This is a genomic window from Borreliella japonica, assembly GCF_030438115.2.
GTDB classification, from domain to species: Bacteria; Spirochaetota; Spirochaetia; order Borreliales; family Borreliaceae; genus Borreliella; species Borreliella japonica.
In genome coordinates, this window is sequence record NZ_CP179507.1 from 55,719 (window position 1) to 77,745 (window position 22,027).

At 29.9% G+C, this 22,027-nt stretch carries 27 protein-coding genes and 3 pseudogenes; 29 read left to right on the top strand and 1 reads right to left on the bottom strand.

The genetic code is table 11. The features are described 5' to 3' along the window. Positions 1–9 precede the first annotated feature (9 nt). The 6 genes from QIA21_RS07010 to QIA21_RS07035 all read left to right on the top strand — a co-directional run bounded on the left by QIA21_RS07010 (position 10) and on the right by QIA21_RS07035 (position 5,078). Entirely contained in the window at positions 10–579 is a 570-nt protein-coding gene (locus tag QIA21_RS07010) for a DUF226 domain-containing protein (protein ID WP_418905793.1), read from the top strand. Beyond that, positions 555–1,295, top strand: coding sequence for a ParA family protein (locus QIA21_RS07015; protein WP_091974015.1), 741 nt, complete (start codon positions 555–557; stop codon positions 1,293–1,295). Before QIA21_RS07010 ends, QIA21_RS07015 begins: the two co-directional genes overlap by 25 nt. A gap of 54 nt (positions 1,296–1,349) precedes the next feature. Continuing rightward, positions 1,350–1,907: a chromosome replication/partitioning protein gene (locus QIA21_RS07020; protein WP_418905811.1), complete on the top strand. Its 558-nt coding sequence runs from the start codon at positions 1,350–1,352 to the stop codon at positions 1,905–1,907. A 12-nt stretch (positions 1,908–1,919) separates the two neighbouring features. Continuing rightward, entirely contained in the window at positions 1,920–2,552 is a 633-nt protein-coding gene (bdr, locus tag QIA21_RS07025) for a Bdr family repetitive protein (protein ID WP_418905812.1), read from the top strand. Positions 2,553–3,249: 697 nt separating this feature from the next. Then, positions 3,250–4,599, top strand: a complete 1,350-nt coding sequence (locus tag QIA21_RS07030) for a DUF244 domain-containing protein (RefSeq protein WP_418905813.1) — start codon at positions 3,250–3,252, stop codon at positions 4,597–4,599. Positions 4,600–4,652: 53 nt separating this feature from the next. Further along, positions 4,653–5,078 (top strand): DUF261 domain-containing protein, encoded by a 426-nt coding sequence (locus QIA21_RS07035; protein WP_418905722.1) that lies wholly within the window; start codon positions 4,653–4,655, stop codon positions 5,076–5,078. 5 nt (positions 5,079–5,083) lie between these two features. Here the strand turns inward: QIA21_RS07035 and QIA21_RS07040 are convergent, their stop codons facing one another. After that, positions 5,084–5,860: a site-specific integrase gene (locus tag QIA21_RS07040; protein ID WP_418905814.1), complete on the bottom strand. Its 777-nt coding sequence runs from the start codon at positions 5,858–5,860 to the stop codon at positions 5,084–5,086. 435 nt (positions 5,861–6,295) lie between these two features. Between QIA21_RS07040 and QIA21_RS07045 the strand changes: the two genes are divergently transcribed. From QIA21_RS07045 to QIA21_RS07155, 23 genes and pseudogenes are all read left to right on the top strand, one after another. After that, a complete protein-coding gene (locus QIA21_RS07045; protein ID WP_418905815.1) occupies positions 6,296–7,081 on the top strand; it encodes a hypothetical protein in 786 nt (261 codons plus the stop codon). Between the two features lie 134 nt (positions 7,082–7,215). After that, positions 7,216–8,001, top strand: coding sequence for a hypothetical protein (locus QIA21_RS07050; RefSeq protein ID WP_418905781.1), 786 nt, complete (start codon positions 7,216–7,218; stop codon positions 7,999–8,001). 142 nt (positions 8,002–8,143) lie between these two features. Then, positions 8,144–8,704, top strand: coding sequence for a DUF603 domain-containing protein (locus QIA21_RS07055; protein ID WP_418905816.1), 561 nt, complete (start codon positions 8,144–8,146; stop codon positions 8,702–8,704). Next, positions 8,701–10,053, top strand: coding sequence for a PBSX family phage terminase large subunit (locus tag QIA21_RS07060; RefSeq protein WP_418905782.1), 1,353 nt, complete (start codon positions 8,701–8,703; stop codon positions 10,051–10,053). Before QIA21_RS07055 ends, QIA21_RS07060 begins: the two co-directional genes overlap by 4 nt. A 77-nt stretch (positions 10,054–10,130) precedes the next feature. Continuing rightward, positions 10,131–11,357 (top strand): anti-CBASS protein Acb1 family protein, encoded by a 1,227-nt coding sequence (locus QIA21_RS07065; RefSeq protein ID WP_418905727.1) that lies wholly within the window; start codon positions 10,131–10,133, stop codon positions 11,355–11,357. A gap of 16 nt (positions 11,358–11,373) precedes the next feature. After that, on the top strand, positions 11,374–12,069 hold the full coding sequence (locus QIA21_RS07070; protein ID WP_418905728.1) for a DUF1357 family protein: 696 nt from the start codon (positions 11,374–11,376) through the stop codon (positions 12,067–12,069). 11 nt (positions 12,070–12,080) lie between these two features. Next, complete coding sequence (locus tag QIA21_RS07075) at positions 12,081–12,638, top strand: DUF228 domain-containing protein (protein ID WP_418905729.1); 558 nt, start codon at positions 12,081–12,083, stop codon at positions 12,636–12,638. A gap of 4 nt (positions 12,639–12,642) precedes the next feature. Beyond that, complete coding sequence (locus QIA21_RS07080) at positions 12,643–13,401, top strand: DUF228 domain-containing protein (RefSeq protein ID WP_418905730.1); 759 nt, start codon at positions 12,643–12,645, stop codon at positions 13,399–13,401. Between the two features lie 29 nt (positions 13,402–13,430). Continuing rightward, positions 13,431–14,003: a DUF228 domain-containing protein gene (locus QIA21_RS07085; RefSeq protein WP_418905783.1), complete on the top strand. Its 573-nt coding sequence runs from the start codon at positions 13,431–13,433 to the stop codon at positions 14,001–14,003. A gap of 20 nt (positions 14,004–14,023) precedes the next feature. Then, entirely contained in the window at positions 14,024–14,983 is a 960-nt protein-coding gene (locus QIA21_RS07090) for a hypothetical protein (RefSeq protein WP_418905732.1), read from the top strand. An 18-nt stretch (positions 14,984–15,001) separates the two neighbouring features. Next, positions 15,002–15,456, top strand: a pseudogene (locus QIA21_RS07095) (DUF3890 domain-containing protein). Further along, a complete protein-coding gene (locus tag QIA21_RS07100; RefSeq protein WP_418905733.1) occupies positions 15,456–15,839 on the top strand; it encodes a DUF1506 family protein in 384 nt (127 codons plus the stop codon). The pseudogene QIA21_RS07095 and the gene QIA21_RS07100 overlap by 1 nt, the downstream one beginning before the upstream one ends. Then, positions 15,827–16,213, top strand: a complete 387-nt coding sequence (locus tag QIA21_RS07105) for a hypothetical protein (RefSeq protein ID WP_418905762.1) — start codon at positions 15,827–15,829, stop codon at positions 16,211–16,213. The genes QIA21_RS07100 and QIA21_RS07105 overlap by 13 nt, the downstream gene beginning before the upstream one ends. Next, complete coding sequence (locus QIA21_RS07110; protein WP_418905784.1) at positions 16,210–16,767, top strand: DUF764 family protein; 558 nt, start codon at positions 16,210–16,212, stop codon at positions 16,765–16,767. Before QIA21_RS07105 ends, QIA21_RS07110 begins: the two co-directional genes overlap by 4 nt. Then, the gene (locus QIA21_RS07115) at positions 16,760–17,872 is read left to right on the top strand and encodes a DUF787 family protein (RefSeq protein ID WP_418905817.1); all 1,113 of its coding nucleotides are present in this window, start codon (positions 16,760–16,762) and stop codon (positions 17,870–17,872) included. The genes QIA21_RS07110 and QIA21_RS07115 overlap by 8 nt, the downstream gene beginning before the upstream one ends. Before the next feature lie 13 nt (positions 17,873–17,885). Beyond that, positions 17,886–18,314, top strand: coding sequence for a DUF1463 family protein (locus QIA21_RS07120; RefSeq protein WP_006434231.1), 429 nt, complete (start codon positions 17,886–17,888; stop codon positions 18,312–18,314). 15 nt (positions 18,315–18,329) lie between these two features. Further along, the gene (locus QIA21_RS07125) at positions 18,330–18,776 is read left to right on the top strand and encodes a DUF1473 family protein (RefSeq protein ID WP_418905737.1); all 447 of its coding nucleotides are present in this window, start codon (positions 18,330–18,332) and stop codon (positions 18,774–18,776) included. After that, entirely contained in the window at positions 18,773–19,009 is a 237-nt protein-coding gene (locus tag QIA21_RS07130; protein WP_418905738.1) for a DUF1322 family protein, read from the top strand. The genes QIA21_RS07125 and QIA21_RS07130 overlap by 4 nt, the downstream gene beginning before the upstream one ends. A 7-nt stretch (positions 19,010–19,016) precedes the next feature. Beyond that, positions 19,017–20,153 (top strand): annotated as a pseudogene (locus QIA21_RS07135) (DUF759 family protein); the annotation flags it as partial. Positions 20,154–20,187: 34 nt separating this feature from the next. Then, positions 20,188–20,340: a hypothetical protein gene (locus QIA21_RS07140; RefSeq protein ID WP_418905843.1), complete on the top strand. Its 153-nt coding sequence runs from the start codon at positions 20,188–20,190 to the stop codon at positions 20,338–20,340. Positions 20,341–20,356: 16 nt separating this feature from the next. Further along, on the top strand, positions 20,357–20,503 hold the full coding sequence (locus QIA21_RS07145; RefSeq protein ID WP_418905818.1) for a hypothetical protein: 147 nt from the start codon (positions 20,357–20,359) through the stop codon (positions 20,501–20,503). A 5-nt stretch (positions 20,504–20,508) separates the two neighbouring features. Continuing rightward, positions 20,509–21,035 (top strand): annotated as a pseudogene (locus QIA21_RS07150) (DUF792 family protein); the annotation flags it as partial. A gap of 3 nt (positions 21,036–21,038) precedes the next feature. Further along, on the top strand, positions 21,039–22,022 hold the full coding sequence (locus QIA21_RS07155) for a DUF693 family protein (protein WP_418905819.1): 984 nt from the start codon (positions 21,039–21,041) through the stop codon (positions 22,020–22,022). Positions 22,023–22,027 lie beyond the last annotated feature (5 nt).

Sequence of the window (22,027 nt, forward strand, 5' to 3'; positions counted from 1 at the left end):
GGATTAAATATGGAAACTGCACCCGAGCCAATAAAAAAAGGTAAATGTAAAGTTGAGTGCAAAAATAAAGAACGGTTTATTTTGATTCAAAAAGAAAATGGTAAAGCAATGTACCATACAAAAATAATGATGGACGTTTATAAATTTGGAGTTTATGAGAATAAAAAAAAGAAAAAAAATGAATTCCGAGTATCACTGAGGGCCTTATTTAATGGAGAAAGAATTGTTGAAGAAACACATTTATACCCTATTAAAGAAGGGGATAAATTTTTAGGAATTTATTACGGCTTTAGAAAACCAATAAAAAAGGCAATTATAAAGTATGAAAAAAACGGAACTAGAAAATCCTACGGCTTTGCAAGGGCATATTATATGGAAGTTAGATTTAAAGCAGGCAGCGTGTTTTTTTATTTCAAGGGATTATACCGCTTATTATATAAAGAAAGAATGAATAATCACTACAATAAGATATTATTTAGTATGTTTACAGATTTAGAAAAACAGATATATGAATTTTATGGGAAAAAATACCCCGAACAAGGACCACTAACAAAATGGATAATAAAAAACCTAAAATAATTACAATCGCGTCAATTAAAGGTGGTGTTGGTAAAAGCACAAGTGCTATTATACTTGCAACATTACTTGCAAAAGATAATAAAGTGCTTTTAATAGATATGGACACTCAAGCCTCAGTTACTAGTTATTTTTATAAAAAAATAATAGAAAGTGAATTTGATTTGCTTGAGAAAAATATATATGAGGTTTTAAAAGGAAATCAATTAGTAAATGATGCAATTATTAATGTTGACAATGGATTTGACTTGTTACCAAGCTACTTAAGTTTGCATACCTTTAGCGAAGAACCTCTGCCTTATAAGGAACATAGACTGAAAGATAGTTTCAAATATTTAAAATTTAAATATGATTTTATAATCCTTGATACCAATCCTCATTTGGATTCAACATTATCCAATGCTTTAGTTGTTAGTAAACATGTCATAGTGCCAATGACTGCAGAAAAATGGACTATTGAGAGTTTACAGCTCTTGGAATTTTTTACAGATAAATTAAAGTTGAAGCCAAAAATATTTTTATTTGTAACAAAATTTAAAAAAAATAAAACGCACAAAGATTTATTAGAAATGTTGCAAAAAAAAGAAAAATTTTTAGGGATAATATCAGAGCGTGAAGATTTGAATAGAAGAATAGCAAAAAACGATAGATTTGATCTAGACAGAGATTATATAAAGGAGTATATTAACGTTTTAAATAAGTTTATTTCAAAAATATGAAATTTGTCCGATAGTTGGATGAATTTACTTAACAAAAATCATAGGAGTTTAATTATGGATGCAGGAATAAAAATAAATGATAGGGTAATATCAAAAAAAGAAATAAAAAAGGAATTAAATAGCAAGGATGAAATATTAAAACATTATAATTTATTAAAAGAACGTTTAAAATCTAATTTCCAAAAGGAAATTTATAATAAGATAGAAAGTATGAAGATTTTAAAAGAAATAAAAGATAATGAATACTACAAGCTTGATGGTTATAAAACTTTTGATGCTTTTATAAAAAATTATAAGTTAGCTAAAAGTCAAACTTACGAATATTTAAAGATAGCATCAGCTATAGAAAATGGTGTCATAGAAGAACTTTTTTTATTAGAAAATGGAATTAAAGAAACTATAATCTTTTTAAGGAATAGTAATTCAGATACAGTTAAAAAATCTAAACAAAACCCAATAAAGCCGTTAAGATTTCAACTTAAAAGTAAGGAAAGTTATGATTTTTACAAAAGTAATGCTAAATTTACGGGGTTTTTATTAGATGAACTTTTTGAAAGTCAAAGAGATTTAGTTAATAAACTTTTAAAAAGGTATAAACAATTAAAAGGGTAATAAGAGAATTTTATGAACAATTTAGCATATAGAACATACAATATAGAAAGTATAAAAAATGAATTTTTAAACATAGGGTTTAGTGAGGAGGCAATAGATTTTGTTTTTCTTCATAATGATAATTACAACTTTGAATATTTAAAAGAGAAAATAATTAATGTAGAAAAGAATTTAAATACCAAGATAGATAGTGTAAATACCAAGATAGATTTTGTAGAAAAGAATTTACGAAAAGATATATCTAATTTAGACGTTAAAATAGATAATGTAGAAAAGAATTTAAATACCAAGATAGATAGTGTAAATACCAAGATAGATTTTGTAGAAAAGAATTTACGAAAAGATATATCTAATTTAGACGTTAAAATAGATAATGTAGAAAAGAATTTAAATACCAAGATAGATAGTGTAAATACCAAGATAGATTTTGTAGAAAAAAATTTACGAAAAGATATATCTAATTTAGACGTTAAAATAGATAATGTAGAAAAGAATTTAAATTTTAAAATAGACAATGAAGTAAAAAATTTACGAAAAGATCTTAATATGGGTAATAGAATGATACATCTCATGATACTAACAGCAGCAATTCTTGGACCAATTTTAAATGCTTTATTTATGAAATATTTACAATTCATTAAATAATAAGATAATGCACAATTTACTTTTTAAGAAGAATGTTATTTTTCTAATAAACATGACTAAAAAGTAATATTATATTTTAGATTTGTTTTAAATTAGAACTCATTTGAATTTTATAACAAAAAAATTTAAATAAGTTCTTTTTTTGGTAAAAAAACAAATTGATTTTAATTCTAAATTGAATTATGATTAATTAGTAGAATTATTTTTATAATAAATTCTGCTAAACCCTTGACTTTATTAAAATCTCTTGTTAAGAGATTTTAATAAAGTTCCCACTGTTTTTTTACAAAAAGTTTTACAAATAAATTGACAACAACTATTTTTGTTATATTATTGTCAAATAACGTTGATTGCATAAACACCAACGAAGGTTAATTATTTAGAATTTTCCAAAAATCATTAGTGGGAATTTATAGAATTTCTTTCGTAAGAGATTTTCTATAAATTCTCCATATTTTTATTTACAAGAAATTTTGTGTAAAAGTTGACAAAAACATATACTATTATATAATAGGTATAGCTAAAAAAATGTTAGTATCATAAATCAAAAATCAATTTAATTAGGTTGGGACTTAACAGATTTTCTAATAAAAGAATTTCGTTAAGTCCCACTTTTTTTGCAAAAATTTTTGTAAAAAACTTGGTAAAAATAGTTTTTGCTATATAATGATTATTAATCAATAATAAGGAGTACATTATGAACAATGTGTCACACAAAAATAATAATTTAAATATTCAAGATAATATGCAAAACGGAGTATCCAACATGATGAATTTTGAGCAACAAAGTTTTATTGGTTGTGAAATATTTGAGGAAAAATCCTCTCCCATTAAAGAAAAAAGCAAATTAAGCAAGATAGGCAAAAAATTACCAGGAATAAGCAGTCAAGAATGTTTTAAGTTTAATCGAAATATTGATTTTAGCGTGCAGAGAAACAAACTCAATAAATATGGAGCTAGTGAAGTGGGTACTGTTCTGATTGGTGGAGCTGGACTTAAAGACTTGATGATAAACAGAGTGCTTAAATATTTTGGTATGAGTATGCCTTTTGAAGAGAATTTGTATATGCTCAAGGGTAAAGAGTTGGAAAATCTAGGATTTAGAGAGTTTGTTAAAGCTCACGGTGATAATATTGATGTTTTGTATAAAAATAAATATGCCAACGGTGTTGATAAATATAATTATTTCAAAAAAATGGATGGTTTTACAACTTTAGTAGGCTCAACAATTGATGGATGGTTTATAAATAAGGATGGCGATATAGAGCTTTTAGAGATTAAGAGTAGTGATTCTAATTATATGAGTAGTGCTATAGCCGAGTACAATAAAAATGGCAATTTTTTAAGTAGCAAGTATTTTTTCAAATACTATGTGCAAGCACAAATGCAGCTAGCATGTACTGGACTTGAGTATTGTAATTTATTCTTTTTAATAGACGCTGCACCGGTTAACTGTAAGATAAAAAGAAATAACTCTTTGATATCAAAAGTTTTAGAATTTGTTCAAAAATGTGAATGGGAAGTTTTCAACGTAAGAAACGAAATTATTGAAAAGAATGGGGCTAATTTATTAATTGCAAGTGATTATGATAATGATACGTTTATTAAGTTCATTGAAGAGATTGAGGAGTTGGTAGTAAAGAGTGAGTTTTATCGATCTGGAGTTGAGTTTGATTGGATAAATGAATTTGTAGAGTATGTTGAGTGCACTGACCTTGAGATTAAAACCGAAGAGTCTGCTGCTAATCTTGAGTGTAAGCTGATTGAGATTGACAATCTAAAATCAGAACTAGATAAAATTCAAAATGAAAACAAAAGGAGAGAAAAACCCATTAAAGAACTACTCAAAATTAAAATTAATGAAATTTTAGATAAATATCCACTAATGAATCATGTAAATTACAGATTCAAGCAATTTGTGTTCAATTACGATCATAAGAAAAGGGCAATAGCAGATAGATTTACGGAACTTTCGACAACAAATAATAAATTTTACTTGCCTAGCAATATGAGCAATATGTCGTATGCAAATAGTGTCCCCTTTTGAATGGGGGCACTAAAAAAATTAAAAAAAAATATTTAACATTGGAGGATTAATTAATGCTTATTAGTAAAATAAAACAAAAAAATAGGAGTTTACTTGGAGAGATACAAAGATGGGGGTGTTATTTTTTATGCTTGCATTATTATACAAGTTTGTTGAAGAATATTGAATTTAATGCTTTTGGAATAAATGTGGCGTATCGCAGATTTTTAGGACTCGGGTACATCAAGAAAAATTGTTTTATTAATGATCCTTGTATGATACTTAATTATTATGGAATTAGAACTAGTGTTAGATATGAATCTTCCAATTACTTTGTGGCTGCTAATGAATTTGAAATAAGTGAAGTTAAAATTGAGGGTGTTAATGGGTCACACTTTATTGCTACAAAAGAGAAAGAAATATTATATGATTCACTTGATTTAAAGCTTAATGGAAAACTATTTAAAGTAACTTCAAAGCGCATATTTAAACTTAGATAGTCTTGCTACAGCTTTAAGCCATTTTTGATGCACTTATAAGCCTGAATTTTGTTAGCAGAAGAGAGTCCGTAGATATTATCAATTTCATGAGTTGAAGAATATTTCATAAGTTCTTTAATTTGGAAAGAATTGTAGCCATTAGATTTTAAATTTGAAATAAATAAATTTCTACATAAATGGAGTGATTTATTTACCTTAAATCCCGATTTTTTAAGAAGATTTTTGAATTTTTTAGAAATATGAGTAATATCAATTTGATTATCTTTAAACTTATGTTTGGTTTTTTGGAAAAGATAAGTTCTTCTAGTATCAAGATTTTTTTCTTCAAAATGATTTTTGTGCGCTATTTCAATAGCCGCAAATTCATTAGCGTCAATGACAATTTCTCTAATACAAGTGATACTTCTTTTTTTTGCTACATTTACTTTTATATTGTAATAAATTTCACCAGTTTTGTTTGATAACTGGGTAATATCTTGCATTTTTACTTTTTGAATTTCAGTGCCCCTACATCCACTTATTAAAAGTAAATATACAAACCAACCAGATATTGGATCAATTTGTTTTAATTGTTTGATACATTTTTCAATTAGTTTTCTAGTTTTTGGAGTTATATAAAACTTAAGACTGGGTTTTAGATTTTCTTTTTTAGTTTTAGATGAATTTTTTATGGTATTTTTTAGAATTTTGTTTTCATCTATTACTTTTTGATAATCTTTTATGAGTTTGAGGAAAAAATCCGAAGTGTCTTTATTTAAATTAAGATAATTATTAAAGTCCATAATATCCTCTCCTTATAAGTGTTACTTTTAAATTAAGTAAAAGTAATAAAAATAGATAAAAATTGCAATTTATATTTTATCAAAAACGTAAAATTTTAGTCAAATTTTGGTATCTCTCATTGCAAGCAAAATCCGTGCTGTAGAGTAGCTGTAATAAACAGAAGTGTCGATTTCTAAGGGGTGCACCCAAGAAAGATACTATACTTTAACTGATATATAGCAAAGACTCTGAAATTTGATTTGTATGTGTTTTGTAGTCTTTTGAAATGAGTATAACATTTGCAATGAAGAGATTTTTGGGAGTTGGTTAAAATTACATTTTAATTTTGTTACTTTGTAACGCAAAATGTAACAAAATCAATTAGTTAAATCTTTAAAAAATTGAATTTATTGGAGGTTGCATTATCTTTGAGGCTTATGGAGTAGGAGTAACTTATGAATAAAAAGATAGAAATGTTTATTATTTGTGCTGTTTTTGCATTGATAAGTTCTTGCAAGAATTATGCAAGTAGTAAAGATTTAGAAAGTTCAGTGGAAAGTGCAAAACAACAAGTTAAGGGATTTTTAGATACAAAAAAAGAAGAGTTGACTGAAGGCATTAAAAAGCTCGGATCAGAAGTTTCTTCAAAAGTTAAAGAAGAATTAATGCAAGCTGATGAGCCACAAGGGCAAGTTCAAGAACAAGTAGGTCAAGATGTTAATAATGAAAATCACAAAAATCAAAAAGTAGAAGAATTAGAGAAAAAATTAGAGGATTTAAAGAAGAAAATAGAAAAAACTGATGATAAAACTACTCTTGGAACATATTCTGGTTATGAAGAAGAATTAGAGAAATTAGAAAAAGAATTAGAAGATAAACTTAAAGATAAAAAAGAAGATAAAGAAAAACTTGAAAAGGAATTAAAAGAACTTGAGAAAACTTTAAAAGATAAAAAAGAGAAAAGAAAAAAGGCTTTAGAAGATGCTAAGACAAAATTTGAAGGGTATAAAAGGCAAGTTGATAGTGCAACTGGAGAAACTTATGGTGCACAAGTTGGAAATCAAAGGGGCGGTGGGCAACAAGCTTGGAAAGAAGCTAAAGATTTAGGTTTAAATGTAAGTTATTCTAATGATACTGATACTAGTGATATGTCAAGTGGAATAATAGAGGGTGCACTTAAAAAGATTGAAGAAGAACTTAACAATAGTATAGAAGATTTTAGAGAAGATAAAAAAGAATAAAAATGGTTTTCAAAAGCGTAAATTACCAAAAAATAAGTTGTTTTATTGCATTTAAACCAACTTATCAAACAAAATTTAATTTATACTTTTTTATTCCTATAATAATATTATTTCAATCATGTTTTTTATTAGCATTGATATTTGAAGAAGAGCCAGTTAAATCAATCACAGAAGACTACAAATTGAAAGAGGAATTGACCGAAAAAGAATTATCTAAAGAAGAGTATGAATACTATAGAGGCAACATATCTAAAATTTACAAATTTAATTTAGATGAATTTGCCAAAGAATATGAACACAATATTCATTCTACATATCTATATTTATTTGAAAAGCAAACTATGATCAGAATTTTACAAAATCATGAACTTGTCACGAAAGATTTTGATAAATATGGTTATATTTTTTTGCGATATCAAAATATGGATTATATAGATCATATACCCGTATATTATTTAGTTAGAGTTAACAATCAAAGTATTAAACAATATAAATTTCAACAAGAAAGTTTAGAAATAATTGAAAATAAAGTAAAGAAAAAGAAAATGGAATATGAGAAATCCCATGGACGTGTTAAAAATAATCCATTTTCTATACAAAGTATTCGTTATTCTTTTGAAGAGAAAGGCGACATTAAAAATAATGACATAATTTATTTTGAAGGATATTTTTACGAGATTAAAGCCTCAAATTTAAAGTTTCGGAATAATCCTCATAGTAGAGATCTTGACGGAGGAGTTGTATTTAAGGTTAAAAACCGTGAAAGCAAAGATATTAAAAATATTATTAATAAACTTACAAAAAATACACAATATTTATTAAAATTAAAGTTTTTTGAAGTTCAAGAAGGCATTATTAATATAGAAATAATAGAAATCTATGGACCGGATGAAAATGGAAAATTAACTTTAATAAACTGATATTTTTAATCAATAAAAGCCAATAAATATTAAACACCCGTCAATAGGTATAAAGAAGTTAACAGTTTGTGTTAATAAATTAACAAATTGCTTTACTATTTAGAGTAACAATTTGTTAATTTTGTTACTTTAGAGAAATTTTTTGAAAAAAGTTAAACGTTCTTTTGATGATTATGTTGCGTACTTTAGAGAAGGATTATTGGATGATAAAGAAATAGCATCGAAACTGGGAGTTTCTAGAGTAAATGTATGGAGAATGAGACAAAAATGGGATAGTGGGGAAACTTCTGTTGGTGATAATTCTAGAGTAACAATTAGTGAAGATACTTTTGAACACCTTGTAGCCCAAACTTTTAAATCAGAAGCTAAAGCTAGAAAAATTAAGGGAGAATTAGATTTAGAGCGCTCTAATTTAGAATTAGGATTTATACGAGCATTTAAACAATATGCAAGCATTGAACTAGCCAACATGCATTTAAAAATAGAAGATTTACAATCCGAAATTGCCTTTTTGAATAAAAAATGTAACAAGAAAAATAATGTTAATGAAAAAATTAGTTTGTTAAAGAGTGAGCTTAATGACCTGATAAAGGAGTGTTCAATAAGGGAAATGGAGCTTTACTATGAATGTATGAAAAAGCTAACTTCTGCTCATGAAGTTGAGAGTAAAAGTAACTACAAAAGTAGTAAAGGGTACAAGTGAATTTATATCAAACAAAATTTTTTACAACACTTCAAAAGGAATACAAAAATCAGTTTGGAGTTGATATATCTAAATTTTTTGGAACAACAAACTCTTTGGTTAATTTTGCTCAGTTTGAAGAGAAATATTTAACCGTAAAGCAAAATAGGGTTATAAAAAGTATCCAAAAGAACAACGAAAAGAAAATTATACTTAGTGGTGGTATAGCTAGCGGCAAAACGTATCTTGCGTGTTATCTGTTTATTAAAAGTTTAATTGCAAATAAAAAGTTATATTCCAGTGATACTAATAATTTCATCATAGGCAATTCTCAACGTTCAGTTGAAGTTAATGTTTTGGGGCAATTTGAAAAGCTATGCAAACTTCTTAATATTTCATATATTCCAAGACATAGGAATAATTCATATATACTGATTGATTCACTACGGATTAATTTATATGGAGGGGACAAGGCAAGTGATTTTGAAAGGTTTAGGGGTAGTAATTCAGCACTCATTTTTGTAAATGAGGCTACTACTTTACATAAGCAAACTTTAGAGGAAGTATTAAAAAGACTTAGGTGCGCGCAAGAAACTATTATTTTTGATACCAATCCAGATCATCCAGAACATTATTTCAAAACTGATTATATCAATAATACAGCTACTTTTAAGACATATAATTTTACAACTTACGATAATGTTCTCCTAAGTAAAGAATTTATCAAAACTCAAGAGAAACTCTATAAAGATATACCAGCATACAAGGCAAGAGTTTTGCTAGGAGAGTGGATAGCAAGCACCGACTCAATTTTCACACAAATTAATATTATGCAAGACTATGTATTTACTAGCCCGATAGCATATTTAGACCCAGCGTTTAGTATTGGAGGTGATAATACTGCGTTATGTGTTATGGAGAGAGTCGATGATAAGTACTATGCTTTTGTATTTCAAGATCAACGACCGGCTATTGACCCTTATATTATGAATATGGTCAAGACTGTTTTACAAAATTTCAATGTACACACGCTTTACATAGAAGATAGAGACAATACTAAAGGCGCTGGAGGATTGACGCGTGAATATATGACTCTTAGAAAGAATATGAGTCAATATTTTAGAATTGCCCCAGTAAAGCCAAAGTCTAATAAGTTTAGTAGAATAGCATTGTTAATTACACCTTTTACCTACAAAAAACTTTATATTGCAAAGTATAGTAGTTCTACTGTATTTAGCGATATTTACGCTTATAAAGGGGATAATAAAACTCCCGATGACGCGCTTGATGCAATATCTGCTGCATATTTGATGTTGTCTTTAGGATATAGAGATAGAAGTGTTCATTTTGGCAATCAAAGATTTTTGTAAATTTTATTGACAAAAATATTAGTTTTTGCTATTATAAATTTAATTTAATTAAGAAAATTAAGAATAAGAAGTAAAAAATGTATGATTTAAGAAAAGCAAAACTGATAGATAAAATAAGTTCACTGGAACTATATAGATATTCAATATTTTTTAGAAATTACATAGAAAATGTAGCAGAAGATTGTCTTAAGAACGGAATTATTCTTGAGTATACTACTAGTCATGTTAGTGAGCTCGAGCTTGCTAGATTAAAAGTGCAACTTAAAAATGCTTTACTAAATTGTATTATAAGCTTCCGTTTTCATGGAATTGGATACATTTTAGTAAAAACTAAAGATACACTAGTAGACCTTGAAAGACCTGTTAATATAGAACTACCTATTGGATTTGAATACCTTGATTATGAATCTGTAAGAGACTTGGGGGTTGACTTTGATTATGTAACTTACAAAGTAAGAACTAATAATGGAAGCAATTCTTTTGATACGGTCAAAATACACAAAAATCGACTTATAATATACGAAAACTTTGATTATATCTTAAAAAGATATGTTCCGTGTTATACGGAAAGTTTTTTGCTAGATATTTACCTATTTGAGAAGATATACGTTGAAATAGAAAAACGTATTGAAAACCACAATTTTTTGTTTTACAAAGACGAGTCTTTAGTGCAGCTACAAGACGCGCTTTCTAGCGCAACAACGTCTTTGAGTGCGCTAACTCAGAGTAGTAATAATGAAAAAGGCAATAGCTTTTTATCATCCTTTCTAAGAAAACAAAACTCAAATAATCATAGTAAAGATATTTCTAATTTACGCAGTCTTAATGACTCATTGGCAAGTGAACTTGCTAGGCTTAAGAGCAATCTAAGTAATGAGGGGATGTTTTACACAGCTACTCCGAGTGCTAGTTTAGAAGTTATTAAATACGATCTTACCTATTTAAAAGAGGCCTTAGCATTAATTAAAGCAAAAATTGGTGCTGATACTAAGGAGCCTTTAACAAGAAGTTTCAACGAGCAAGCTAAAGGACTTGGAAATGATGGTAAAGGTGATAGGAGCAATTATTATGATTTTCTAAAAGGTGTACAAGAACAAATCCAGAATGCTTGTAATTTAAAGCTTAATAAGTATTTTGGACTTGATATGAAGTTCAATTCATTAGTGATGTTGAGTGATGATCAAAAGGTGGAAAGAGATATTAAGCTAATTGAGCTTTATAGCAAATATAACGATCTTATACAGAGCAGTTCTTTCAATAACGAGGAACGAGCTTTTTTAAAAGAAAAATTATTCTCATTTTGAGAAAAGGAGTTAAGAAGTGATTGAAAATGAAAAGAAAGAAATAATTGAGGATCAAGTTAAAGAAGAACATCAAGTTAAATCTGATACTAAAGTTATAAGCACCCAGGAATTTGAAGAGTATATGAGCTTAAAAGAACAAGCAAGTAATGCAAAACCTAAAGAAACAACTCGTGATTTAAGTATAAATGAGCGAATAACAAAAGAACTTGCTGAAGTTGAAGAGAGAGAGCGTGTTGAAAAGCAATTATTACTGGAGGCAGAGCGCATTAATGAAATTGATACACTTGCAAAAGCGCATCTTAGCAGTCATTTCAATAAAGAGGTACTACTTGCAAAAGGATATACTCTAAAAGACATTATGCAGGCACAACGCAGAGAACTTGTTCGCAAGTTTGTTCCAATTGAGCAAGTTAAAGCTATTTCCAAAGTATCAGACATAAGCCATATTGATGGAGAGATACTAGAACAACTTGTTTCTTTGGCTAAAGTGAATATCAAATTAAGAAAAAATGCTAATAGCAATTCATCTTCTGTTGAGGTTATTAAAGGAAATATTATTGCTAAATCAGAAGAGAGAGTAAGTTTGCTTGATCCTAATTTTGTACCAATTAATTTCACAGAGTTTGTGCAAGCTTTAAGCAATACTTACAAGCAAAGACGAGTTCAATTTTATGAAAATCTAAAAAGAGATAACAGAAGAAACATTGCTTAAAGGAGTTTTTAATGAGTGATATTACAAAAATTAAACAAGAGTTTGATAAAAAAGTTGAGGAAATTAAAGCATTAATGAAAAATCCCCAGCAAAATGCTAGCTTACTTAGCAATTCTATTGAGTTTAGGGATAAAAATTTAATTTACTCTAATTCTGATGGAGTTTGGACTAGTAGTAAAGACAAAATAGAAAATTATCCTGCTAAAGGGTATCCCTACAAGCGCGGAGTAAAGTTTAGTTTTAGTGCTGATGGTACATCAGAACTTGAAGTTGAGGCTGGAGGTGGTGATGATTTGTATGGAGTATGCACTGATATAGACGAGTTTACTGGTATGGCAACTGTAATTCCAATTACAAACAACTTTACAGGATATTTAGTATTTAAGAAACCAGGAACTGATATAAAGCCGGGTGAGAAGCTGCATTTTAATGCGCAGGGAGAACTTGAAAAGACTAGTGGTTCTGATAAAACTATTAATGCCATAGCACTTTCAAAGACACATAAATTGACTGAAGAATTATATATAGGACTTGCTAGCGTTTTTGGAAATAGAGCTTTAAAAGGGTAATTAAATGGCTTTAAAAGGTAAAGAGCAAGTTCCGGATGGTGTTGATGATAATCCACAATTAGGTCTGCAGGCAGAAATTCCAGCTGCTCCTAGAGCTAGGCGTCAAGCAAGACAAGCTGAAGATGATGCAGTAATGGACCCATATCTTGAGTCGGTTAAAGAACTTGATGATATTCTTTTGAAATTCAAAAAATATGCAAAATCAATGAGTTCTGTTGAAAATAAGGTTTTTAGCAGTTCAAGTGGTTGTTTTCAGTCTAAGAATGAGCTAGTTGATGCTTATACATTTGCATGTTCAAGTTATACGGACAAAATAGAAGAATATTTCTACGATCCAAAAAAGAGTTTTCCATATAAGCGTGGGGTTAAACTTGTTCCAAAAGAGAACTCCGTATATGTTGAGGTTGGTGCTGATAATGATATGTATGGCATATGTGTTGATGTATGCGAATTTAGTTGTACTGCGTATGTTTTGCCAATTACAAATAACTTTGAGGGGTACCTTGTTACAAGAAATCCTAGTATAAAATCGGGTCAAATATTAGACATTAATTCAGATGGAGTTATTATCAAGGCTGATGGTGGGCCCCCAACATTAATTAATGCTTATGCACTTTCTGATTCATTTACAATCAAGTTTGCATCAGAAGATAAGGATAAACAAGCTGAAAACATAAGACAAGATTATTCAATTAATTTAATAAAAGTTACAATTTTTGGCAATAGAGGCCTTGAGAAAACAGTAGTTGCTGCTGGTGGTTAAGACTAAAGAAGTTAAAAGGAGGAAAGTTAATGGCAGATACAACGCAATTAGTAAAAGAGTATCAAGAAAAGCGCAGTAAACTAGAAAAGTTTATGAAAAATCCACAACATTATACTAGTTTACTAGGCAATTCTATTGAGTTTAGGGACAAAAACGTACAATTTTTTGCTTCTGGAGGCATTAGAACTAGTAGTTTTGATAAGTTGGAAAATCATCCATATTCGGGGTATCCCTATAAGCGCGGAGTAAAAAGAGTTATTCAAGAAGAAAAAAAGGATGAAATTCACTATGAGCCCCATGTTGAGGCCGGAGGCGGTGAAGACTTATACGGAATATGCATTGATGTAGACGAGTTTAGCAAAACAGCTACTATTGTTCCAATTACAAATAATTTTGAGGGTTACCTGGTTGCAAAAGATTCTACACCTAAAGCAAAAGACAAGCTTATTTTTAATAAAGACGGCGCTCTAGAAAAGGTCTCAGGAGGACAAAATAAGACAACTGTTAATGCAATAGCGCTATCTGATGCAAAGCAAATTAGTAATGATGTTTATTTAATAAAAGTAGCAGTGTTTGGAAATAAAGCTGTAAGTAAAAATTAAAAAAATTAAGGAGGTTTTAAATGGAACTTTACGATGAAAATTATTATGCAAAATCTGTAGCTAATATTATAGGAGAAGTTAAAGACCCCATTATGTATAAATGGTTTTTACCTGATCAGATTGAAGATGTTGATCTTAAAATGGGATATCAAAGAACTGTAAAATGGGACGCGTTTTTAAATGCTAATCCTACAACAATTGCTAATGAGGTTAATACTATCTCAACTATTGGGTTTAGTTCTGAAGTAGTTAGACTGAACTATTTAAAATTACAATATAAATTTAGACATTTAAAGCAGACTTCTGAAAAATTTTACACTTCAGACTCATATATTGGCGACATTAATAATAATTTATTGCCTTTTGCTCAAGCTTATAAGCTTGCAAGTAGTGAAATTATCAAACTTATTAATCACTTTGTACTAACAGGAACTGTTTCAATTCAAAAGGACGGAAAAAATCAAAAACGTTTACTTCCTAATATGTACGGACTACTTAATATGCCGGAACAGATAAAAGAAGAAGTTGCACAAGGTGATAAGGATAAGATGGATAAAATATTTGAAAAAATTGAAGCAGGACTTTCAAAATTAGAGTTAGGCGACGAATTTTCTACACCTATGATGGTGATAGTTGACCCCGCAACTTCATTGAAATTGGTAAAACCATATGCAGTAGGCCAAGCTGTTACATCAAGTTGTGAAAAATGGGAAGATGTTTTGATCCAAACTATTAAAGCTATTAATAATCGAGAAGATGTTTATATTGAAACTTCAAACTTGCTAAAACATCAAATACTCATTTATCCGTTAAACTCAGCGCTTATTAAATTTAAGCCTAGCAAGTACATGTTGCCTACACCAAATGAACAAGTTGATAAGGATTCAACTGATATTGCGCATTCATACATTGATTTTGTTTTAGGAGGTCTACTTGCTACCAAGAAGACTATTTTGCAAGTGAACATTAAACAAAGTTAATAAGATAAGGCAAATAAAATGAGCGAACAAAAGGACTTGCAAGTACAAGCTGAAAATGAAGAAGAACTCTTAACAACGAAACTTCATTCTCAAGTGTTATTGCTATTAGGAATAGATCAACTAGCACTAAGTAGGCAAAATTTTCTACTTCACTTATCTTTACTTCAAGCTATTTTGGTAACACGTGGTATTGACGCTAGTTCACTTACATATGAACAAATATTTTTACTTACCTTTTATCATATGGGTTGTCAATTAAGAAAGCAAGGGTTGTTCGAGAATTTGAATTTGAGAGGATTAAAAAAGAGAAATTCAATGAGCTTGAACTTGATTATTATCCTAGCAGTGGTGGAGGCGAAGAAGGTGGTGGAGAAAGTTGTGGGTCAAATAAGAACTTTTGTTCACAACTTGATGCATTTTTAGAAAAACTAAAAAGAGAAACCTCAACGCCGTCTTGTGTAGGAGTTGTATAGTGAGTGGCGTTAGAAAAAGACTCTCAGATATGTCTACACGTATGATCAACGTTTTTAAGGATCCTAGCCCTTTAAGATTTTATAAAGGCACTGTTGTAAAACTTGAAAATGACGATTCTTATCAAAGAGTATTTGATAAGAATAAGTACACCGAATTTGCTGGAGTAATTATTGACATAAAACCACAAGAACTTGCAATGCTTTATGACTCCAATATATCTGATATTCAAGGGTATTCTAAACTTTACACATATCAAGATCTTAACTTTGAACTAAAAGACCGAATATCAATTTCAGATTTGGTTTACTTTGAAATATTTAGCATTGACTCTTCAATAGGATACTTTACGCTGGTTTTAAAGGAATTTATATGGACGGACTAGACTTTACAATTGAATTGGAAATTGGTTGGTTTGGAGGTCGTTCTAATATTGCTAGAATGCACGAGAAAGGCGGCGCTAAATTACCAGTAAGAAAACATTTAACTAAAATTGCTGGTAGTTCTGAATTTAGAGAATACATCAACAATAGTTATATAAATTCTAAGTTCAATATTGAGCCTAAATTAGGAATGAGTGCTATTGGAGAAGCTTTTGTAAGATACTATGAGAATTATGTACTCTCAGGGCAAGTTACACCGGGTTTAAAGGATAGTACAATCAAAAGCAAATTAAGAAAAGGTAGTAGCACTGCATCAATCCCACTTGTTGATACATCAAAAATGTTATCAGAACTAACTTATAAGGTGCTTGAATGATTGTAACTTTAGATTCGATTTTAAATCATTTAATCCAAATATTTAAAGGCTTTAAGGTCTATGCAACTGAAAATAATTTTGAATGCGATATTATAAATACTTACAATCATCCGTACCTTTCAAAAATTACAGCTGCTAGCCCCAATATAATAGCATTGAAATTTGATGGTACAGAACATCTATTTGATCATGACTGCAAAACTGGTGCATTTTATGAAAATGCTTTGGAATTTAGTGTGAATTTCCAAATATATATTATTGCAGTAGTATTAAATGCTAAAGATTTTGATGCTAATTCGCGTATGCTAATACTTTATGGTATGCTTAGCGAGTTTCTACATAATAGAGTCCATAAGTATACTTTAGAAAATCAATCTCAACCCGAGTATGTAAATAAAATCAACTTTTACATTTACCCAACATCTAATATGCAAGCAGTTGGACTAATAAATTTAGGTACAAAATATAGCAATCATGCATACAGTGCATCTGTAGCATTTAATGCTAGTGTAAAAGCAATTGAAATTTTAAAGGAGGAGTACGTAATTGCCTGAAAATACAATTAGTGTAAGTTTGGTAGACTCTAGCATTCAAGCTAATACACCCAACTATTACAATCCACTTTTGGTCTACAAAACAGCCAAAATTAAAGTTAACAAAGATGCTGCTAACTATAAAACATTGAGTTTGACTGTTAATAACTATGAAAAAGAAATTGAAACTTTAGAAAAAGATAATGGAAATGGACAAGATCAGTTTGGAAAAGAAAAAACACTATTGAAAACCGCAATGTCAAATTTTTTCAATTCAACTGAAGAGTCCTTAAAATCAGTTGTTCTTTTCATTTATAAGGATAAGCCCGAGGAACTTAAAAACTATCTTAAAGCGTATAGGCACTCTTTTGTTGTGCTTATTAATACTGAAGGGGACAATTCAGATGATGGACTAACTGTTTATAAAGATGACTATGCCAAGTTTAAAATGTCTTCAACTTTTTTTGTATTCTCAACTAAAGAGCAAGAGATAAAAGAACTATTTAAGGATAAAAGCAATCTTGAGAAAGAAAGAAATATTGTTGTTTATAGCAATAATAGAGATAATTTACACCTTAAATTTATAAGTGCATATTTGCATCAAGCAAGCATTTTCCACTCTGTTAATCCATATGGTATGCCATTAGCTACTACACCACTTCTTGACGATGCTGTAATTAAAAAGTTAAGGGATGCAAAAATTAACTTTTACTCACTTCTTAACGAGACTGGTCTTGACGGTATATCTGCTTTTAAGGAGGGTGTTGATCTTTCTGGTAAAGCAATAGACGAGATTTTTACTTACCACTACATAAAAAATGAGGCTATTGTTGAGCTTATTCGAATTTGGAATAAAAACAATAGACAAAATAGTAAATTATCTGCACTACAACTTAGTGGCGCTAGAGATAATGCCTATACTTCAGCAATTGAATGCCTACTCAAACGGTTTATTGATAGGGGACTACTTGTAGAATACAAGAACTTAAAGCTTACCCTATCAGGCACCAAACAGCTTAAATTGGAACTTAGCGTGAATATTACTTACAACTTTAGTATTAATGCAGCTACTTTAGTGATTACTTCTCAAGATATAGTTGATTATCAAAATAGTTTAAACGTATAAGGAGTTAAAAATTATGCAATTTTATGATTTAAGGGAAGTTTACTTTTCAATCGGTGGTATACAACTGCACAGTGGTAAACTAGAGCTTACAAGCGAGCCTACTACAAGAGCAGTTGTTAGTACTGAAGACAAAGGATTTCCTGTAATAAGCTTACGTGACCCTAAAACTATAACTTATATTTTCAACATTGAAGTCACTCTAGGCAGTCATGACTATATTGCGTTAACTGAAATTGCAGACGATCAGTTTTATAACATGGATGTTAGCAAATATGATAAAATGCTTGATTTAGCATTCAATGATAGAATTGCTACCAAAATTATTTCTAACCATGCAATTTTCACTGAAGAACCCTCAAGAAGTTATTCAGCAGAAGCTGAAAAAGTGACTTTTGAGATTAGGGCTATTAATTGCCAAAAAACACACCCAAATAAAAGCTAAAAGGAGAATCTTTCCATGATAATGAGATATAAAATGAAAATTTTAACCAAAAATAAAACCTATGAATACCCACTTAGAGTATTACCAGTCTACGAATGGGATAGAGTACTAGGATTTAATCAAAGCGACGCTATTTATAAGCTTAATGAAGTTAAATACTTAAGAGAAATTACAAGCTTAATGATAAGTCCAAAGTTTTTAGACGAATTTTATGTAATTCTAGATGCAAATAGAGAATTTATCTCTTATTATAAGGACTATCTTGTTGCTATTATCTACACCGCGCAATTCAATACTTTTCACGCAGATAATGACCTTAAAAAACCCGCTTTAGCATATTTGAGTGAATACGAAAATAATGTTGGCGATTTTGTTACTTTTGATTATATCGATGATAATTTTGATTATGAAAAAGTAGCTGCTTCACTTACATCAAATTCTAATGAACTAGTTGCTAAATGAGGAAAATAAATAAAGATATTGACAAAGCTATTGCAAGTCTTAATGAGACTAGAAAAAAGTATTTCAACTTGATTGAAGAGATAAAAAACGATAAATACTATTTTCCAGTAATTATGAATATTTGCTCATACGATGATGTTAAGAAAATGCCTTATGATGAGCTTTTAGAAGTTAACCGTATTGCTGATCTTAAATTAGAAAAAGAATTGTATGAATTAATTTTAAGTAAATGAGGGATTAATGAGCGACAAATTCACCATTAAATTTAAGGGCGTTCTTGATCATGCAGCAACAAAAAAGCTATCGAACAAGATATTACCAAAATGGAAAAATATCTTAAGCCTAAAAAATCTAGTTTGGGTAGTACTAAAGATATTGTAAAAAGTAATTTGTCGGATAAGAAAAAAGAATTAAGCAAACAAACTAAATTTGAAAGCTTAAGAGAGCGTGTTGAGAAATATAGACTTACACAAACTAAAAAGCTTATGAAACAAGGCATGGGTTTTGAAAAAGCTCGAAAAGAAGCTTTCAAAAGGTCTTTAATGTCTGATAGAGATAAAAGGCGCCTTGAGTATAAAGAGCTTGCAAAAGAATCAAAAGCAAAAAGTAAAATGCTAGCGGCTTCTCAAGGGAAAGGACTTGTTGCCAAAATTGCTATAGGTAGCGCTCTAGGAACTGTTATTGGCAACGCTGTTAGTAGAGTAAGTGGTGGGATTTTTGGTTTGTGTTCGGCTGGATTAAAAAATCAGTTGAAGCAATTTCTCAACAGAAAAAAGCACAACACCTCAATAGCGCATTTTATACAGAAAAACAACGGGCATTATTTATGGGAACTAAAGATAAGGAAGGGAATATTACCGGGGAATTCTTAATAATAGGAAAGGATTTGAGCGTGACTTAGAAAAAGAAGAGTTTCTGCGGCAATTTTCTCTTATTAAGGGCACTCTAACAAGTATGAAACAATTGACTCCAGAGAGATTAAAACTTACGGGGGAAATGATGGCCGATCTTGTATCTAGCGGTCATGCTAGCATGAAAGAGGCTGCAGCACTTGTTGACGCGCATATTAGAGGATATGGGAACCTTTATAATACAATGGAGGGCACAATAAAAGGCGAAAAATATACGGTACAAGCAAAGATAACTATGAAGAGACGCTCGGGGCAATGATTATAACTTTAGATTTAAGAAACTTGCAGAAATGCATCGTGATTACGCAAGTTTCGGCCTTACAAAATTTCTGATGAGAAAGAAAAGATTGATAGCAATTTAACCAAACTTGAACAATCTCTTATGAATGTGACTGCTGCGGGTATGCAACCGGTGCTTGAGGGTGCTTCAAGAATAATTGATTGGGTCGAAGACTTAATAAAACATATAATACAGGGGCATTACCGGAATTATAAGCAAAATGGCTACAAGTGTTGCAAGTTCTATAGGTTCTGCAATTTCCAATGCGTTCCAAAGTGCAATAGGCTCATTATCTGGATTATCTTCAGGGGCGGCAAAAGTCGCATATGCCGCTCTGAAGTTATTGGCAGGGCTTGTTGGAATTAAGTTGTAGTAAAAGGTAATTACTTATGGACATTAACAATAAAAATATTATTAATAATAAAACAATATCGCCTGCAGAAAAAGAGGATTCTACGGATATTATAAATGCAAATAGTGACAATTGCGAAAATAAAAAGAAGGGGAAATGTCGTGTGAAGAGACTTCTCAATTAATAAAAGATATAGGGACTCAACTACTTGCTCTTTTTGGAGCAGATAACTTTTATTGCTATACCCACGACCAGATTTTAGAGGTTTTGGATATGTGCCACAATTGTTTTTTATAAAACCAAAAACCCAGCTAATCTCACGGTCTTATAATACTAGTTATTCTAAACGACCAGTTATCAACTATTATGATAGAAAAGCGCAATATGTAAGCTACAACCCCGTAATGACAGGAGAACATATCTCATTAAGTGGTGGGATATTAACTTCTATGTACAAACATATGCTTTCAATATTTAAAACCACTGTTTTTGAGAATTTTTTGTTCCGCTTTGACTCTCACCTTGTAAAAGAACAACTATCCAATAGACTGCAGGCTCAAGTTCCTTTTACTATCTACAGTCCAACTTTTGGATTTAAAGAATTAGCTATAATTACAAATCTTTCGTTTAAGGACACTCCCTTCATCGATGAAGTTGAAGTTAGTCTGTCAATGGAGGTAGTGAAAACATTTAAATTAGAAAAATATAAAGGATAATATATGTTAGTAACTCATGATTCTAAAACAGTACTACTAAGTTATGATTTTAAAATTGAGTTTTACAATGTAGATGAATCAAAAAAATCAACTGATGGAACTCCTTTTCCGAAAAAAATTCCTAAAATTATAATCAATACACAAGACAGAATTCATGTTGATATTTCCATATTTAATAGATTATCAGCAGACTTAAATACTGTAAGTTCCAAACAAGCAAAAATTGTACTTTGGAACTTGCCACTAGACTTTACCGACCACATAAAATTTGGAGATATAGTAAAAATATATTATAAGAAATTTGCTCATGAGAAAAAATTTGATTTTATAATGGCGGGCACTTTAGAGCACCCCATGAGCACTGATTATCCTGGTGGAGATTTTAGTGTCGAGCTCGAAGTTAAATTATTAACTAATAGCAACTTCTTCAATCGCAAATTGAAGGACAAAGAGGGAAAAGTGGGTAAAAACTTTAAGGGCATGACGGTGCAAGATGCGATAGAGTCTGTATTTCCTAATCGCAATATCATTAACATGAATGATAAAGATAAACTTAAAGTAATCGACAAAAATATTTATGCCTCAACTCCAAAAGAGTTTATTGAAAAAATAATAAAAGGAAAATACGTTCATAACGTAATAACTGATACTGGCTATCATGATTACGAAATTGAATGCAATTTCGTATTTACTAATTACGAACAGGAAGGTGAAAATACCCACTATGAGGCATTAGAAGATTATGGGCTTGAATTTATACCACAACAAGAAGTTGATATCGAGCATGAATTTAAGACAAGGCGTATATATTGGAACGCTAAAATATTTTATACACATAAACTAAGAGTTGGTGATAAAGTTTCATTTATAGACGGACTAGGGAACATTATAAAAAATACCATACAAGAAACAAGTGCGGGGCTTAGCAATACAGGAGATTGTTCATTATCACTTAAGCTATATGACGCCTCTAATTTGCACCAATGAGATAA

Coding starts and splice junctions, on each gene's coding strand:
- QIA21_RS07010 (WP_418905793.1), top strand. CDS start 10: ATGGAAACTGCACCCGAGCCAATAAAAAAAGGTAAATGTAAAGTTGAG.
- QIA21_RS07015 (WP_091974015.1), top strand. CDS start 555: ATGGATAATAAAAAACCTAAAATAATTACAATCGCGTCAATTAAAGGT.
- QIA21_RS07020 (WP_418905811.1), top strand. CDS start 1,350: ATGGATGCAGGAATAAAAATAAATGATAGGGTAATATCAAAAAAAGAA.
- bdr (WP_418905812.1), top strand. CDS start 1,920: ATGAACAATTTAGCATATAGAACATACAATATAGAAAGTATAAAAAAT.
- QIA21_RS07030 (WP_418905813.1), top strand. CDS start 3,250: ATGAACAATGTGTCACACAAAAATAATAATTTAAATATTCAAGATAAT.
- QIA21_RS07035 (WP_418905722.1), top strand. CDS start 4,653: ATGCTTATTAGTAAAATAAAACAAAAAAATAGGAGTTTACTTGGAGAG.
- QIA21_RS07040 (WP_418905814.1), bottom strand. CDS start 5,860: ATGGACTTTAATAATTATCTTAATTTAAATAAAGACACTTCGGATTTT.
- QIA21_RS07045 (WP_418905815.1), top strand. CDS start 6,296: ATGAATAAAAAGATAGAAATGTTTATTATTTGTGCTGTTTTTGCATTG.
- QIA21_RS07065 (WP_418905727.1), top strand. CDS start 10,131: ATGTATGATTTAAGAAAAGCAAAACTGATAGATAAAATAAGTTCACTG.
- QIA21_RS07075 (WP_418905729.1), top strand. CDS start 12,081: ATGAGTGATATTACAAAAATTAAACAAGAGTTTGATAAAAAAGTTGAG.
- QIA21_RS07080 (WP_418905730.1), top strand. CDS start 12,643: ATGGCTTTAAAAGGTAAAGAGCAAGTTCCGGATGGTGTTGATGATAAT.
- QIA21_RS07085 (WP_418905783.1), top strand. CDS start 13,431: ATGGCAGATACAACGCAATTAGTAAAAGAGTATCAAGAAAAGCGCAGT.
- QIA21_RS07090 (WP_418905732.1), top strand. CDS start 14,024: ATGGAACTTTACGATGAAAATTATTATGCAAAATCTGTAGCTAATATT.
- QIA21_RS07105 (WP_418905762.1), top strand. CDS start 15,827: ATGGACGGACTAGACTTTACAATTGAATTGGAAATTGGTTGGTTTGGA.
- QIA21_RS07110 (WP_418905784.1), top strand. CDS start 16,210: ATGATTGTAACTTTAGATTCGATTTTAAATCATTTAATCCAAATATTT.
- QIA21_RS07120 (WP_006434231.1), top strand. CDS start 17,886: ATGCAATTTTATGATTTAAGGGAAGTTTACTTTTCAATCGGTGGTATA.
- QIA21_RS07125 (WP_418905737.1), top strand. CDS start 18,330: ATGATAATGAGATATAAAATGAAAATTTTAACCAAAAATAAAACCTAT.
- QIA21_RS07130 (WP_418905738.1), top strand. CDS start 18,773: ATGAGGAAAATAAATAAAGATATTGACAAAGCTATTGCAAGTCTTAAT.
- QIA21_RS07140 (WP_418905843.1), top strand. CDS start 20,188: ATGGCTACAAGTGTTGCAAGTTCTATAGGTTCTGCAATTTCCAATGCG.
- QIA21_RS07145 (WP_418905818.1), top strand. CDS start 20,357: ATGGACATTAACAATAAAAATATTATTAATAATAAAACAATATCGCCT.
- QIA21_RS07155 (WP_418905819.1), top strand. CDS start 21,039: ATGTTAGTAACTCATGATTCTAAAACAGTACTACTAAGTTATGATTTT.